General features: G+C 40.8%; 12 protein-coding genes. 4 read left to right on the forward strand and 8 right to left on the reverse strand.

What is annotated here, in order from left to right:
• Positions 1 to 50: 50 nt before the first annotated feature.
• The 8 genes from QMG91_RS17185 to QMG91_RS17220 all read right to left on the reverse strand — a co-directional run bounded on the left by QMG91_RS17185 (position 51) and on the right by QMG91_RS17220 (position 11,515).
• A complete protein-coding gene (locus QMG91_RS17185; protein ID WP_281827863.1) occupies positions 51 to 1,460 on the reverse strand; it encodes a phosphomannomutase in 1,410 nt (469 codons plus the stop codon).
• A gap of 3 nt (positions 1,461 to 1,463) precedes the next feature.
• Complete coding sequence (locus tag QMG91_RS17190; RefSeq protein WP_281827865.1) at positions 1,464 to 2,873, reverse strand: mannose-1-phosphate guanylyltransferase/mannose-6-phosphate isomerase; 1,410 nt, start codon at positions 2,871 to 2,873, stop codon at positions 1,464 to 1,466.
• Complete coding sequence (gene wecC / locus QMG91_RS17195) at positions 2,870 to 4,132, reverse strand: UDP-N-acetyl-D-mannosamine dehydrogenase (RefSeq protein ID WP_281827867.1); 1,263 nt, start codon at positions 4,130 to 4,132, stop codon at positions 2,870 to 2,872. The genes QMG91_RS17190 and wecC overlap by 4 nt, the downstream gene beginning before the upstream one ends.
• Before the next feature lie 60 nt (positions 4,133 to 4,192).
• Positions 4,193 to 5,317, reverse strand: a complete 1,125-nt coding sequence (gene wecB / locus QMG91_RS17200; protein WP_281827869.1) for a non-hydrolyzing UDP-N-acetylglucosamine 2-epimerase — start codon at positions 5,315 to 5,317, stop codon at positions 4,193 to 4,195.
• A gap of 71 nt (positions 5,318 to 5,388) precedes the next feature.
• Complete coding sequence (locus tag QMG91_RS17205; RefSeq protein ID WP_281827871.1) at positions 5,389 to 6,372, reverse strand: Wzz/FepE/Etk N-terminal domain-containing protein; 984 nt, start codon at positions 6,370 to 6,372, stop codon at positions 5,389 to 5,391.
• Between the two features lie 74 nt (positions 6,373 to 6,446).
• On the reverse strand, positions 6,447 to 9,083 hold the full coding sequence (locus tag QMG91_RS17210; protein WP_281827873.1) for an SLBB domain-containing protein: 2,637 nt from the start codon (positions 9,081 to 9,083) through the stop codon (positions 6,447 to 6,449).
• 84 nt (positions 9,084 to 9,167) lie between these two features.
• Positions 9,168 to 10,493 carry a capsule assembly Wzi family protein gene (locus QMG91_RS17215; RefSeq protein WP_281827874.1) on the reverse strand — a complete coding sequence of 442 codons (1,326 nt, stop codon included), beginning with the start codon at positions 10,491 to 10,493 and terminating at the stop codon, positions 9,168 to 9,170.
• 392 nt (positions 10,494 to 10,885) lie between these two features.
• Positions 10,886 to 11,515 carry a TetR/AcrR family transcriptional regulator gene (locus QMG91_RS17220; protein WP_281827875.1) on the reverse strand — a complete coding sequence of 210 codons (630 nt, stop codon included), beginning with the start codon at positions 11,513 to 11,515 and terminating at the stop codon, positions 10,886 to 10,888.
• Positions 11,516 to 11,698: 183 nt separating this feature from the next.
• Here QMG91_RS17220 and QMG91_RS17225 point away from each other — a divergent pair, with 183 nt between their 5' ends.
• The 4 genes from QMG91_RS17225 to QMG91_RS17240 all read left to right on the forward strand — a co-directional run bounded on the left by QMG91_RS17225 (position 11,699) and on the right by QMG91_RS17240 (position 15,616).
• A complete protein-coding gene (locus tag QMG91_RS17225) occupies positions 11,699 to 11,932 on the forward strand; it encodes a hypothetical protein (RefSeq protein WP_281827876.1) in 234 nt (77 codons plus the stop codon).
• A gap of 73 nt (positions 11,933 to 12,005) precedes the next feature.
• Positions 12,006 to 12,674: a YjbF family lipoprotein gene (locus QMG91_RS17230; RefSeq protein ID WP_281827877.1), complete on the forward strand. Its 669-nt coding sequence runs from the start codon at positions 12,006 to 12,008 to the stop codon at positions 12,672 to 12,674.
• Positions 12,675 to 12,680: 6 nt separating this feature from the next.
• A complete protein-coding gene (locus QMG91_RS17235; protein WP_281827878.1) occupies positions 12,681 to 13,403 on the forward strand; it encodes a capsule biosynthesis GfcC D2 domain-containing protein in 723 nt (240 codons plus the stop codon).
• Positions 13,403 to 15,616, forward strand: coding sequence for a YjbH domain-containing protein (locus tag QMG91_RS17240; protein ID WP_281827879.1), 2,214 nt, complete (start codon positions 13,403 to 13,405; stop codon positions 15,614 to 15,616). Before QMG91_RS17235 ends, QMG91_RS17240 begins: the two co-directional genes overlap by 1 nt.
• Positions 15,617 to 15,643 lie beyond the last annotated feature (27 nt).

Consider the following 15,643-nt stretch of genomic DNA (forward strand, 5'->3'; position numbering starts at 1 on the left):
TTAATTTGTAAATTGCTTGGATTTTGTATCGCTATGGAACCGCTATGTACTTAGGTATTACTTGCGATTTTAGACTTGATTAGATCTACGAGGGACAGAGCTTTTGCATTTGAAGCACATTCTATATAGACCCTTAACTCAGGCGCATTACCAGAAGCTCTTAAATGAACAACATCACCATTTTCTGTTGTCAACCTTACGCCATCTTTTTCACAAATAGACTTCGCTTTTGCCAGTCCTAAACTCATTAAAAAAGCACTCGGATTTTCGCTTAGTTCAGCTATCAGAGCTTTACTCTTATCAATCGCAAAATCCTTAAGTCTATCACTTGCAGTAAAGCGTTGTGGTAGCACTGTGTGAAAGTTTGCGATAGTGTCACCCATTGTTGCTAAAATAAGTGCTGGTAACACAGCATCTCTTGTTGGTAGCGCTTTCAATGCTTTACCATTAAATTCAAAGTCACTCGCAAGTAAATAGCCACCATTTGCTTCAAAACCCGCTACTCTCGCATAGGTTTTGTTTAACCCTGCAAAAGCCTCAATGACATAAGGTGAGCCAATTTTTGTTCTGGTCACTGTTTTAAAGCTACCTGACAATTCAATGGCTGTATTACAACTAATGGGAGTCGCCAGCGCCTCTATTGAGAGTGCTTGGCTACAAAGTAGACCTAGAATATCGCCTCGTAGCCACTCGCCATCTCCACCTGCAACCAGCGGTCTATCGCCATCACCGTCCGTTGAGAACAGCATATCCAGGCGATACTCACTTACCCACTTTTTGGCTCTTTGCTTATCCTCATCAGATACAGCCTCGGTATCGATTGGAATAAATTCATCACTGCGCCCTAAGCAAATAACCTCTGCGCCAAGTTGTTCAAATAGTGATTTATAAATATCTCTACCCGCACTCGAGTGCTCATAAATACCCACTCTTTTTCCGGCTAACGTCTCTTCGCTAAACAGGCTTGTATATCGAGCAGTATAAGCATCGCTTGCTTTATCACTTGTTGTTAAACTGATATCGGCTAGGTTCAAGTCAGTAAAATTAGAATCAGCAGACAGAATGGCTTGTTCATCTTGCTTAGTAATTTCACCATCTGGTCGATAAAACTTTAAACCATTTCTATCAAATGGAATATGACTACCTGTAACCATAATACAAGGCATATTGTCTTGCATCGCTGTATAAGCAAGCGCTGGAGTTGGCACCACACCGTAATAAACAACATCTATATTTAGTTGCTTTAAACCTGCTGCGCAGGCTTTGGCGATATCAAAGCTGCTTGGACGATTATCAATCGCAATGGCTATTGTATTAAATGCAAATTCACTTTTAATACTCTGAGCAAACGCGATTGAAAAGGCCGCACACACCTCAGGTTTAAAGTCGACAACAAGACCTCTGGCACCACTAGTACCAAATGCAATGCCACTTGTTTGAATCACTGATTTTGTATTCATGACTTAACCTTCCACTCTTCCGTAGCGGTCTTCAAAGCGCACAATATCATCTTCGCCTAAGTACGAACCAGACTGTACTTCAATAAGCTCTAAATCTACTTTACCTGGGTTTTCTAGTGCATGAACTGCAGTAATTGGAATATATACCGATTCATTTTCAGTGACAAACTGCTCTGTATCATCAATTTGTACTTTTGCAGTGCCAGAAACTACAATCCAATGCTCTGCTCTGTGGTGATGCATTTGCACTGATAGCTTTGCACCTGGTTTAACCGTAATACGTTTTACCTGGAAGCGCTCACCGTTGTCTACTGAGTCATATTTGCCCCAAGGGCGATATACTTCACGATGGAATGTAACTTCTGAGCGTTCGTCCGCTTTTAATTGACTAACGATTTGTTTTACTTTTTGAGATTCGTCTTTGTGCGCAACCAGTACAGCATCTTTTGTATTAACGATGACTAAGTCTTCAACACCAACTGTTGTTACTAACTTATCTTCACCAAACACTAGAGTATTTTTTGTATCAACAGATTTAACGTCACCAATAAAAGCATTACCGTTTTCATCTTGCTCAGACACTTCCCATAATGCTGCAAAGCCACCTACATCATTCCAATTTGCATCCATTGGTACCACAACAGCATCCTGAGTATGTTCCATGACTGCATAATCAACAGATTCATCTGGACATGCTTCAAATGCGTCTTTGTCTACACGCACAAAATCCATGTCATTATTTTGTACTTGAACCGCTCTTTCACACGCTTCATAAATATCTGGACGAAATGCTTTAAGCTCTTCAAGGTAGCGACTTGCCTTGAACAAGAACATGCCACTATTCCAGTAGTAGTCGCCACTGGCAATATATTCTTGAGCTGTTTCAAAACTTGGTTTTTCTACAAAACTATCAACAACAAAACCGTGCTCAATTTCTGCACCACGCTTGATATAGCCATAACCAGTTTCAGGTGTATTACCGACAATACCAAAGGTCACTAATTTACCTTGTTCAGCTAACATTTTTGCTTTGTGAACACCTTCTTGGAATGCAGCTTGATTTTCAATAACATGGTCAGCAGCCAGAACAAGTAATAATGCGTCTTGATTGTTTTCAACTGCTTTAAATGCTGCCAATGCAATGGCTGGTGCGGTGTTACGACCTACAGGCTCTAAAAAAATACCGCTATGCGGTACATCCATTTGACGAACTTGCTCTGCTGCAATAAAACGATGCTCTTCGTTACAAATTAGCATCAAAGGTGCATGCTCAAGACCATTTAGCCTTAAAATCGTCTCTTGCAGCATGGTATTTTCACCACACATTTTTAAAAATTGTTTTGGGTAGTTACCGCGCGATAAAGGCCATAGACGAGTACCTGAACCGCCAGCTATGATAATTGGTAAAATCATTCGGAAGTACCTACGCAATTAACTAAGTATTCACTACTAAAAACTCCACTTTCCTTAAATTCTTTATGAGCAACTAAGACTACAGAAATATCAGCCTTCTCAATAGCTTCAATTTCAGGTACAAGCTCAAAGCCATGTTCTTCTAGAGTCAGTATATTTGGTTCAACCGCTAATACTGTTCCACTATGAAAAGAGGCTATTTTTCTTGTAACCTCCATAGCAGGGCTTTCTCTAAGATCATCTATATCAGGCTTAAATGAGAGACCAAAGCAAGAAATAGTAGTATCTTTTGCTGTTTTATTTGGATGCGCGATTAAGAAATCTGCAATAGCAGCCTTAACTTTGTCAATAACCCATTCTGGTTTCGCATCATTGACTTTACGAGCTGTATGTATAATTTGAGCTTCTTCTGGTGTTTTACTCACAATAAACCAGGGATCTACAGCGATACAGTGCCCACCCACACCTGGACCTGGTTTTAAGATATCAATTCTAGGGTGACGATTTGCTAATGAAATTAGTTCCCATACATCAATGTCTAATTTATCACATATTATTGATAGTTCATTCGCAAATGCAATTTGTACATCTCTGCACGAATTCTCTGTTAACTTCGCCATTTCAGCAGTGCGAGCATTTGTTTTAACACATTCGCCTTCAACAAATGTTTTGTATAAGTCAGTTGCTGCTAGTGAGCATTTTGATGTCATACCACCAATAACTCGATCATTTTCTACTAACTCTCGTACTACATGACCTGGCAAAACCCTTTCAGGACAATGCGCTATACGAATATCAGAGTTTTCATTCTCTTGTTGAGGAAAAGTTAAATCCGTTCTTGCTTCTGCCAACCATTCAGCCATCTGCTCAGTTGTCCCAACAGGCGAAGTGGATTCTAGAATAACTAGATCACCATTTTTTAAAACAGGGGCAATAGCTTTACTAGCTGCTTCTATATAAGACAAATCTGGCTCAGGCACTGTTGAGCCATTATTTTTAAATGGCGTAGGTACTGCAATTAAGAAAGCATCGGCAGGCTCTGGAGTGGTTGTTGCTTTTAAATATCCTTCCGTAACTGCGGCATGAACTATCATATCAAGCTCAGGTTCGACGATGTGAATTTCACCGCAATTTATTGTATCAACCGCATACTGACTAACATCGACACCTATTACTTTTTTCTTACGAGATGCAAACATAGCGGCTGTTGGTAAACCTATGTAGCCTAGACCAATTACTGAAATAGTTTCAAAAGACATGATAACCCTTTTACAAAGACTGTAGCTGTAAGCAAAAAATTAAATTCTAAATAATTTCGGTTAGTTAGCTATAATATCGCAAATTCGTGAGCAAGAATTGCCATCACCATAAGGGTTATGTGCTCTGCTCATCTCAGCATAACTATTTTCACTTGTAAGTAATTCTGTTAATAAAGATGTAATCGAGTCAACATTTGTACCAACCAATTTAACTGTACCAGCCTCTACTGCTTCAGGTCTTTCAGTTGTATCTCGCATTACTAATACTGGTTTGCCAAAACTTGGAGCTTCTTCTTGGATACCACCTGAGTCAGTTAAAATGATGTGAGCTCGATTCATTAAGTATACGAATGGTAAATATTGCTGAGGCTCGATTAGATGAACATTACGAACATCCTTTAAGATTCTTTTCACAGGCTCTTGAACATTTGGGTTTAAATGCACTGGGTACAAAATCTGTGATTCTGGATGGGCTTTAGCTGTTTGGGCTAATGCTTCGCAAATACGTTCAAACCCCTCCCCAAAGCTTTCTCTACGATGACCTGTAACTAAAATGAGTTTTTTTGATTCGTCCAAAAATGGGAATTGCGCTGAAAGAGTTGAAGATAAGCCGCTATCTTGTTCAATTTGAGCCTTGACCATCAATAAGGCATCAATAACAGTATTGCCTGTTACAAAAATATTCTGTTCATCGTAATTTTCAGCTAGTAAGTTCTGCTTAGATGTTTCTGTAGGTGTGAAATGATATTGTGTTATGGCACCTGTCAACTTTCGATTCGCTTCTTCAGGCCAAGGTGAATAGATATCCCCTGTGCGTAAACCTGCTTCAACGTGACCAACTGCAATTTGCTCATAATAAGCAGCAAGGCTAGCTGCAAAAGTTGTTGCAGTATCACCATGAACTAAAACAACATCAGGTTTAAACTCTTGCAATACTGGTTTTAACTCCAATAAGATTCGAGCAGTTACGTCATTTAGTGACTGACCTACTTTCATTAGATTCAGATCATAATCTGGCTTGACATCAAACAGCTCTAAAACTTGATCTAGCATTTTTCTATGTTGGGCAGTTACACAACATTTCGCTTCAAATCGTTCATCAGCCGCCAAAGCATGTAGCAAAGGCGCCATTTTTATTGCTTCTGGCCTCGTACCAAAAACACTTAAAACTTTCTTTTTAGACATGGAGTTACCACTTTTTGCTATTTGGGAGGACTAACAGAAAATACTGTATAGCCCTTTGAAAATATGAGCATTTATGTTGTTTCCGTAGTGTAAGCTCCCTTTGTAAAATTAAGAGCAAGAACAACCAAAGCACCAAACATGCCACCGGCTAGAGTGGCTAGTACACATATGAGAGTTCGCTTTGGTCCAGCTTTTTCTTCTGGTATCACAGCTGGATCTATAGTTTTAAAAGCAAATTCGGTTTCTACTTCTGCCAACATCAAGTTTTTAGTTTGCTCTTCAATTAACTGGAAAAACACCGTTCGCATATCAGATATATTAGTTTTGTCTAGCTGTTGCTCCAAATATCCAATATTGCGTTTTGTTTCACTGAGAGATTTTTCCTTCATCCAACTATTTAAGTCCGATACTAACCAGGCAACCCACTGCTGTGCAATTACTGGTGAATAATGGGTGATAGACAGACTGACTAATCCCGAGATTTTATCTTCTGAGTTAGACAAAATTTCTTTAAACGCTTTATACGCTTCCCAATCTGTTGGCACTACCGATTGACCTGTGGGTACCTGTCGAACCCATTGCTTAGTAGTGACGTCATATAATTCCCTATTGAGTTCAAGTTCACCACTGCCTTCATTCCATTTAGTTGAAGCCATTAATGGCACCAACAAATCGTGTCTGTGAATAAACGAATTTATAAACTGGCGAGATTGTAATACTGCCAACGCCATGGCTTTGCTATCAGTCCTTCCTTCACCTATGTTGATACCCGCTAAAGAAGCTAAACCTCCAAATTGCGATGCCATTGCAGCCATTCCACTTTTACCATTATCACTCGAAGAAACCAAAACTGCTGTTGCTTTGTAAACATTGGGTTGGGAAAGCGCATAGCCCCCCCCCCCAACAGCGAATATGATTGTGAAAAGTAAAACTATCCATTTTCCTTTCCAAAGCACCAAAAAAATTTCTTTTAGATCGATTTCATCTTCTTTAGCAACTGGGGACAGGTTTAGATGTTGAGGATAAGGCTGGTTTGGCGGTAATTGTTGATTCATAGTATTCCTAGAAATTGAGCGCGAATCTAATCACGCCCCAAATGCATATTTTGAGAATTGTTTAAATCGTTTGATTAGTCTGAAACGGCTTTCCAGGCGACACCAATTTGATAAAGAATCTGAGTTGCTGAAGTAAGTGTGCTTAACCCATCCAGGTAGTCCGTATCAATCGGTACTATGATGGTGTCACCTGGTGCTAGAGGTTTATCTTTTCGACTAAACCAGAATGAATTATTTGGTAGCATTACTGAGCCGTCCGCTCTTACTATGTAGATACGGTCTGTATCCGCCTGTTTTTTGGTACCACCAGCTGATTGCAAATACTCTTCCACAGTCATGCTTGGGCGGAAAGTGTGGTTCGAAGCGTATTGAACTTCACCCATAATACTGATCGTAGGATTTTTCGCTGGAATGTACAGCTTATCGCCTTTTTCAAGCATTACATCCGATATTGGGTCTTCTTCCATCGCTTCAGGCAAATTGATTACAAGTCGCCCTACCGCTTCAGTTTTAGAAAGCTCTTCTGCAATCTCCATTGCCTGTGCAGGCGGGGTTGTATAAGTTGCGGATGAATTTTGCCTTCTAAGTGCAAGATTACCGATCTCTTGTTTAAGCTGCATATTAAGCAACCTCAATCGCTCTTGCTCCTGCCGCTTAAGTCTTACACGGCTGAACACAGCACCCTTTGCATAAGCATATTCCGTTAAACCACCAGCACGGTTAATCACATCACTCAATGTTTCACCACGCTGAAAACTATACTTTCCAGGAAATACGACTTCGCCTTGAAGCTCGATTACCATATCTTGCTGCCAGTTTGGCTGAGTTTTAACTACGATATGATCTTGTGCTTTTAGTTCTAGATTTGAGTTTCCAGCTAGAACATCACGCAATGAAAATGGAATGTGGCGGGACTCAAAACTTTCACCAGTACGTTGACTACGAGTGACCTCCGCTTGTGTCAAGTAAGCTCTTTCACTCAAACCACCTGCTGCTTCAAGTAGTTTGTTGAGCGTTTCACCTGAAGGTAAAGGATAGGTACCTGGAAACTTTACTGCCCCTGAAATTTCAACTAGCTTAGCTGGTTCTTCAAAACTTGATTGTGCCTTCAGTCGCTCGATTATTGGATTGAGTAACTGTTCGCGACTTGATTGTTTGATGTTGTCTGCATTCGCGATCGTATCCGCTTCTTGAACGTTTATTTCATTCACGCTGTCATTGATAACAACCGCTCCCGTTTCAACATCAATCATTTCTTGATGCTTCTCAACCAAACCCTTCTTGGTCTGGGCTTTTTTGTTCTTTTGGGTGCCGTACCAATAACCAAGCTCTAAACCATTATCGAAAACAAAGATTTGGTCTCGTTCTTTCAGTCTCAAGTTCTCTTTAGATCTTCTATTTTCTATAACTCGACCAAGGTTAAATTGGAGAACTTCGACATCTCTGTTAGCGTTGATTTCTCGGACGATAAGCGCATATTCAAGATCAGCGTTGAGTTTAAGATCATTTTCTACGGAGCCTAGCACATCTGAGATTCTCATCCCTTTTTTATAAGCAATGGCGCCCTGCCTGACTACTTCACCACGAATAGCGACAGCACCTTGAAGGTTATTGGAGGAAGTGGCGACCTCAATTTCATCTCCTGACTTAACCATAAAATTAAGACCTGAGGATTCTGTAACGTCGAGTGTAAATTGCTCTTGACCACTAGCTGTTTGTCTACGAACACTTATCTTTGAAAGGTATGCTTGAGGCAGCATGCCACCAGATAACGATAATACATTTTCTAAAGATGTAGAACCAGAAAGCTCATAGATAGCAGGTCTTAAAACCTGTCCATCAACGGCAACCGTAGACGACTTAGTTGGAATAAAGAGTGTATCACCAGCACGAAGGCGCACATCTGACGATGTATCGCCATCCATAAGGAGTGCATAAAGGTCTAATGTTGCAACCGTTTCGCCTTTTCGTTTTAATTGAATTTTTCTTAAACTTCCGGTTTCTTTTATACCGCCGCTGGCAACAAGCGCCTGTGTCATCGTTGTAAGACCGTTGACGTTGTAAGCACCAGGCTGCGTCGTTTCACCAACGATGTAAACCTGCATAGTTCGCATGTTGCCCATGGTCACAACGACATCTACGCCCAAAACTTTTTGCTCTACCAGCTGTTTTATTTGTTCTCTAATTTGAACGAAGGACTGACCTGATACAGCTACTGGACCAAACTCTGGAAAATAGACCTTTCCTTCTCTATCAACTTTTAAGCGAAACTCTTGATTGGTTTTGCCATAAAGTTGCACTTTTAACTCGTCACCAGATTCCACAACATAATCCAGCGGTACCGGAATATTATCTATTGCCGTAAAGCCCTGAGATTCGCCAAGTAGAACATCGTAACCGAATGCTTTGAGCTCATCGTCATCTAGATTGGCTTCAGCTTCAGTTTTAGCATCAGTTTCAGTCGTACGAATGTTCGGTGTTACTCTTTCAGGAGCATTAGTCATTTTTTGTACGTCATGGGAAACCGTTTCCCCATTACCAGGAAGCGCATTTAAGTCAATACCGTACTGACGGGCCAGTAGCTCTTGTTGGGCTTTAGGCAAACTCTTAAATTGAGCCATTTGGGCTGCTGTTGGTGATGCTGCGATCCCGCTAAAGCTCACAGTTGATATACACAAAGCTAAGAATCGAGTTTTGAGGGAGTTTTTCATACTTACGTCACTGTTGAAAGCTCACAGACACTAATATCGCGAGCAAAAAGTCATTTATTTTAATTGGTTACATATCGTATTTAACTAGAAGCGGAACTCGTATCCCGTCCAAAATGAGGTTTGATTATCTTGACCATCAATTTGACTGAACCCAATTCCAGCATGAACCATACCTGCTAAAGCAGGTAATCGATAAGACAGCTGGCTCGTTCTACGTTGCTGCTGATCTTGCTTGGAATTATGCACAACAAGACCAAGTTTATGATCATTTTCTAGCTGGACATACAAGGAAGCAGAAACACTGCTGTCTAGAATGTATGTGTTTCGCATTTGATTGTTATGAAATGAGGGATAACTGTTTCTTTGCCAATGCGAATCACCATTTTCAAGCTTGTCTTTTGTTGAGTTTTGTTTTTCTAGAACCAATCGCCACGTTTGGTCAAATAAATCGATCTGCCCAGTCCAACCATAAAGGTACGCGCCAAGCTTTGTTGTATCAGAAGTTGACGCTAGCTCAGTATAGACAGAGTGGTACATTCCATTCATTTCTGGCAGAGAGAGTTTCAAATCCAATGCACTTTGCTGCTCACCGCTTCCAAGGTTCGCTCCGTCAAACCATGTTTGGTAAGTAAGACCAATATCTAGCCAACGACTGGGTTTTGATGTGAAACGAGAAGCTGTGTACCGCTCATAGTCAGAATCGTCGGTAAAACCGATGATGCTTTCAACACTCCATCCACCCAGGTAGTCATTACTGCTTATATAGCTAATACTGAAATCTGGACTAGAAGCACTATTAGTGCCCAATATTAAATTGTGTTGCCAACCCTGCCCCCACCAACGGTCTAAATCGCCGAAAGAAAGCAACCACTTTCCAGCATTTAAAGAAAGATAGCTATCATTCCAAACAAACTGGCTTTCATCAATTTGATTGGCATATCCAGTTGATACGCGAAAAGCAAAGCTATCTTCTAAAGACTCATAACTAGCATATGCTCCCCATTTCTTTTGGTTAAACTCACCGAAGCTATTAAGTTCAGGATCATGATTTCCCAAGATGACCTTTGCAGCGCGATTGCCGCGCAGATATTTTGCCGAATTCAAAGCGTAGCCAACATGCGCATTGGCTCGCTCAAGTTCTAAATTGTTGTAAGTAGAACGGCTTAAATCATCGCCGATGGTCGCCCATCTTAAGGGATAGTGGTTGACTGAAGAACGAAGCAGACCGGCGTCAGAAAGTAAGGCAACATCTGAACGAAGGAAAGGATCAGTAGCTTCTAACCATGGGGAGGAAAGTGAAGGCATCGGGATGAAACACAATGAAGATAGAGCAGCTAATCGCTTTAAAGCTGGTCTTATCAAAGCCAAAGAAGTGCAATGAGAATTTATCACGGGGGTGTGTCCTGTCATAATGCAACTCGTCTTTTAGACATGCTACCGCCCATTAGCAAACGTATAGCCACATTACGTATCATCTATCCAAGATTTGTATTCGACACGGCACTTTCTAGGTATCTTCTTACTATCTTAATATCGTGCCGTCGGTTTGGGTCACCATTATCCACACTGCGAGTCAAATCTCAACGTGCCTAATCTGCTATTTGATAAAAATACATCATTCATTTATCTCAAAAACACAGTCAAACCACATAGCCTCTAGGTTTTATATGGAACGCTTATTCAGAATGACTGTGTAACTATTTATTTATACGAAAGAAACTTCAAATATCATCTCAAACAAAAACAAAAGTCATACCTACAAAAATCACTTCAAATCATCGCTACTTAAACTGCTGTAATATCTATCCATTATCGAGCATTCGAACGATACATGACGACAAGACGGAGTTTCCTTCTGATGTTGCATAGGGCTGAACAATACTCATCATTTGTTTAACCCCACTAATTACGTCACTCTTCATGACTCTTGTCTCACACTTCAATGCCGTCTGATAGTTAAACCAATTAGTAGTGATTAAATGCATATTTGTAATAATTGCTTCTTGCTCTTTGTCATTCATCGCTAGTAGCTTTGCATCCCGAAAAAAAAGACAGATTTGCCTCAAATTCTCCCTCAAACGCTTTTGAGTAGCTGAGTACCTTGCATGCAATTCACCATCATTGGAAAGGAGCTCCGGAAGGTTAGAGTAGAAAAAACGATATTTCCACATCATATTAAAGATACTGCCCATATACGCTTCGAAAAGATTAACCGAATTGTCTGATTCTATAGGTGCAAATGAAGTCAAAAGTTCATTTTCGTAGATATCATATATGCTTTGGATAATTTCTTGTTTGTTTCTGAAGTGATAATATAGATTACCAGGACTTATGTTTAAATTTTCGGCAATATGATTTGTGGTGACATTTCGCTCGCCCCTTTCATTAAAAAGCTGCAAGGCGGTATGCACAATTTTTAATTTTGTCTTCATAAGCGGTCCATCAAATGGTAAATCGTATCAGAAACTACGACAGAATATTTTGACAAAAAATATCACTGAACTTGGTCTGATCTGCTACTGATTATTTACTTTTTCTAAATCAGTACACTAGAATAGGGTTGAGGTAAATTTCATAACCTCATTACATCGATGTAAAATTAGTAAGGATAAAAAATGAAACATATCGCTCTAGCAATGCTGGTTGCACTAGGTGCTGCAGGTAACGCTTTTGCCGCTGGTGAAGCGGCTAGTTCAACGGCTGCTTCTGGTGGCGCAGCTGGTGGTGCAGGTGCTGCCGGCGCTGCTGTAGGTACAACTACGGCAATCGTTGGCGGTGTTGCAGCAGCTGCAGTTGTGGCTGTTGCAGTAGCTGATTCAGCTACGACTTCTACGTCTGTATCTCAATAAGCGCACACTACACTGCAATCGCCCTGACATGTTCAGGGCGATTTTTTATCTGCGTATTTAGGAAATCAGAATTGTGCAATTTGGACCTTTAAAAATCTTAATCTTTGCGGCATTGATAATTCTTGCATCAGGTTGTACGCAAAAAATGACTGATGTAGGTAGTAGCTTATCGGAAGCATTTACAGCATCTGATGATGTTACACTTTCATCTGACGAAATATCAGAGCTCCCTTATGCTAGTACCTATGTTCGTATCAACGATGGCAAACAGGTTTTTATGGTTCTGGCGTTCGTCGACCTCAATCCCCAAACAGGTAATACCCAATTAAAATGGGTCTCCGCAGACAGCTCGATTATCGTTACTGAAAAAGGGAGAATTGTTAAAACGAATGGATTTGATAGCGACAACCTAATGCAGCTTTCAGGGTCAGGTCTTAATAATGGATTATCCTCTCAAGGACAATGGAATGCTGTGTATGACTGGTCACCAGATTATCGTTATCTATTCGAAGCAACAGTAAGCTCTAAGCTTGTTGCCAGCGAGACTCTAACAACAAGTCAATGGACGCTAGAGACCAAAAAGATTGAAGAAAAAGTCAGTTTCAAAGCGTTTAGCTCAAACTTTACTAACCTATTTTGGGTTGCAAACGATGGAAAGGTAATGAAATCCATTCAGTACATCGGTCCTGATATGAATAAATTTGAGATGACTATTCTCAAAACGTTTGCACCAAACGAGTAACCCGTTATGAAAACACTTTACTCCCTACTAAAAAGTAGTCCTTTTGTTTTATTGTTTTTCCTTAGCAACGCGTTAAGCGCACATCAACTGACAGTTCATCTACCTAATCAACAGGTCAATCTCAGCTACATGGTGCCTGCTCGTCTCTCTCAAGTTATCTCAGATACCCAAGCCCAAAGTACGGACAACTTATTCTTTCCAGCGGCGGTACTGGCGAGTCATAGCAAGCAAAAAGAAGTTGATACACTAAGACACTCGATTTCCAAACAACTTACTCGCAAAAATTCTGATTACAGTTCGAAAGTTCTTAATCAACTCACAGACTTTCAATTCGTTGGAAGAGAATGGGTTAGCACAGATTTTGATGAACTTCGCTTAAAGCCAGAACTTAATCCGTTGCTATCGGGTAGCTATGACTTATATGTCTCCTCTCGAAAAAACACAGTGAAAATTGTGGGTTACGTAAAAAATTCAGGACCTCTATTGATGTCAAGCAGCCAAGATTTAACTCATTATCTAGATTCTGTTGAAGTACTCGAAGAAGGTAATTTAGATCAGGTATATCTTATACAATCGGACGGTAGCGTAATCAAAACAGAACTTGGATATTGGCAACCCAAGCGATATTACCTTAGCCCTGGAGCTAAAATTTTTATCGGCTCAAAAAATAATCCGAATCTGAATAAAGAAATCGCGGAACTTCTAAGATACGCAGTGGAGAAACCGTAATGCGCTTGTCTATAATCAATGCTTCAATCTTCATATGTTTCTACGCGAACGCCTCAAGTCATAATTATTTTCAGCCAGTTACCTATACCCCATCCCAAATGGATTTTGGTGGTGTAGGGTTAATAAAAATGCCAACAGGCAGAATGGCACCTGAAGGCGAGTTCAACCTGAGCGCTAATATCAACCATGAATACCGAATGTACAACGCCTCGATAGTTCTTTTTCCGTGGTTTGAGACTACCATTCGCTATACAGTGATACCAAACAAGAGAATGGGCCCAGAAGACTTTAGTGGTGATAGTCCATATTTAGATAAAGGAATTGACTTTAAAATTCGACTATTTGAAGAGACTAAATGGCTACCAGAAACATCATTTGGAGTTAGAGATTTTGGTGGTACTGGACTATTTGACGGAGAATTTGTTGCAGCTTCTAAAAAAATCTATTCAAATAATTATGGAGTTTTTGATTTCACCTTAGGTATCGGATGGGGTTACATGGGCACACATAGTAACGTGACAAATCCCTTCTGCAAAATGAATGATAAATTCTGCGTCCGTCCACAAGATTTTGGCGGTACAGGTGGAGAAGTAGATTATCATCGATGGTTCAAAGGACCTGCAGCTATTTATGGTGGAATCGAGTATCAAACTTTATATGATCCTCTGAAAATAAAAATAGAATACGACAGTAATAATTACACTGAAGATCGCCCTACAACAGATAATCCATCTGATTTTTACAAAGTCGACATGACACAACATACACCATGGAACTTTGGCTTAATCTATCGTGCCCACCGAAACATCGACCTTCGTTTAAGCTACGAGCGGGGAGACACGGTCTCAGCCGGGTTCAGTTTGCGTACCAATTACAATGAATTGGCTTCACAATGGCGAGATGAACCTGTTCCGAGACCAAACAACAGTAAGCCACTAGAAATGGTAGACGTTGATTGGCAGTCTATCGAAAATCAGCTTGCTGTTGTTGCAGGCTATGAGAATGCCAAAGCTTACCTAGATGAAAATACCATCATCATTGAAGGTGAACAGATAAAGTACCGCGACTCTGAACTTGCTCACGAGCGCGCTGCGGCAGTTTTACGCAACCAACTGCCAAAGAGTATTGATACCTACAAAGTGATTAATACTCAACGGCACATTGCGACAGAATCTGTCGATATTGATGCAAAAAAATACGACCAAGTTGCGAATGTAAACTACATCAACCCTCACATTTCGGATGCCTCTACGACAAGTGAAAATACCCGTACGACAGGCAGCTTGTTACATGATGGCTCTGAACGCCTTTACTATGGTGTTTCACCAACCCTTCGTCAGTCCATTGCAGAGCCCGAAGAGTTTTACATTTTCAATCTTGGTATTCGCGGTGAAGCCAGTTATTGGTTAACAAATCAGCTTCAGGCATCTGGGTCAATTCAAGTAAACCTTTACGACAACTATCCTGAGCTGAATTTTATCGTGCCGCCAGATGGCACCACGGTGCCGCCAAGGGTGCGCTCGCTGGGCAGAATGTACTTTCACGACAACCCAGTTCGCATGGACACCCTTCAACTGACCTGGTTTGATAATTTTGGCGACAGTATTTATCAGCAAACTTATGCTGGCTATCTCGAAAGTATGTTTGCTGGAGTAGGAACTGAGTGGCTGTATCGGCCGAGAGGTAAAAATTGGGCGATCGGGGCTGATATTAACCTTATCGCGCAGAGAGATCCGGATAGTTGGTTTGGAGTATACCAGCAAGAAAATCAATTCAGTGAAAAGGACGGACGTTCATTCAAAGTACTAGACAAAGGCTACACCGGATTTGTTTCTGGCTATTACATGCCAAAATGGTCCTGGTTAGATGACACTCTCTTCCGAATAGACGTCGGTCAGTATCTGGCTCAAGACGTCGGTGTACGCGGTGATTTCTCCAAGCAATTTAAAAGTGGTGTTATTGTTGGAGCATACGCAAGTATGAGTAACCTTTCTGCTGAAGAATTCGGAGAAGGCAGCTTTACCAAAGGCTTTTATATCTCCATTCCATTTGACGTTATGACGGTCAAACCTAGCCGAAATCGCGCTAAGTTCGACTGGCAACCCCTGACCCGGGATGGCGGGCAGAAACTCAACAAAGAACACGATCTATTTAGCATTACTGATTCCGCATCACCTTGGTATACTAGGAAAAATTCCGTCCCTCAGCCCTAAACTGACATACAGAGGCAATATGCCTCT

Source organism: Vibrio nigripulchritudo, from assembly GCF_027924785.1.
GTDB lineage: Bacteria > Pseudomonadota > Gammaproteobacteria > Enterobacterales > Vibrionaceae > Vibrio > Vibrio nigripulchritudo.

Coding starts and splice junctions, on each gene's coding strand:
- QMG91_RS17185 (WP_281827863.1), bottom strand. CDS start 1,460: ATGAATACAAAATCAGTGATTCAAACAAGTGGCATTGCATTTGGTACT.
- QMG91_RS17190 (WP_281827865.1), bottom strand. CDS start 2,873: ATGATTTTACCAATTATCATAGCTGGCGGTTCAGGTACTCGTCTATGG.
- wecC (WP_281827867.1), bottom strand. CDS start 4,132: ATGTCTTTTGAAACTATTTCAGTAATTGGTCTAGGCTACATAGGTTTA.
- wecB (WP_281827869.1), bottom strand. CDS start 5,317: ATGTCTAAAAAGAAAGTTTTAAGTGTTTTTGGTACGAGGCCAGAAGCA.
- QMG91_RS17205 (WP_281827871.1), bottom strand. CDS start 6,372: ATGAATCAACAATTACCGCCAAACCAGCCTTATCCTCAACATCTAAAC.
- QMG91_RS17210 (WP_281827873.1), bottom strand. CDS start 9,083: ATGAAAAACTCCCTCAAAACTCGATTCTTAGCTTTGTGTATATCAACT.
- QMG91_RS17215 (WP_281827874.1), bottom strand. CDS start 10,493: ATGACAGGACACACCCCCGTGATAAATTCTCATTGCACTTCTTTGGCT.
- QMG91_RS17220 (WP_281827875.1), bottom strand. CDS start 11,515: ATGAAGACAAAATTAAAAATTGTGCATACCGCCTTGCAGCTTTTTAAT.
- QMG91_RS17225 (WP_281827876.1), top strand. CDS start 11,699: ATGAAACATATCGCTCTAGCAATGCTGGTTGCACTAGGTGCTGCAGGT.
- QMG91_RS17235 (WP_281827878.1), top strand. CDS start 12,681: ATGAAAACACTTTACTCCCTACTAAAAAGTAGTCCTTTTGTTTTATTG.
- QMG91_RS17240 (WP_281827879.1), top strand. CDS start 13,403: ATGCGCTTGTCTATAATCAATGCTTCAATCTTCATATGTTTCTACGCG.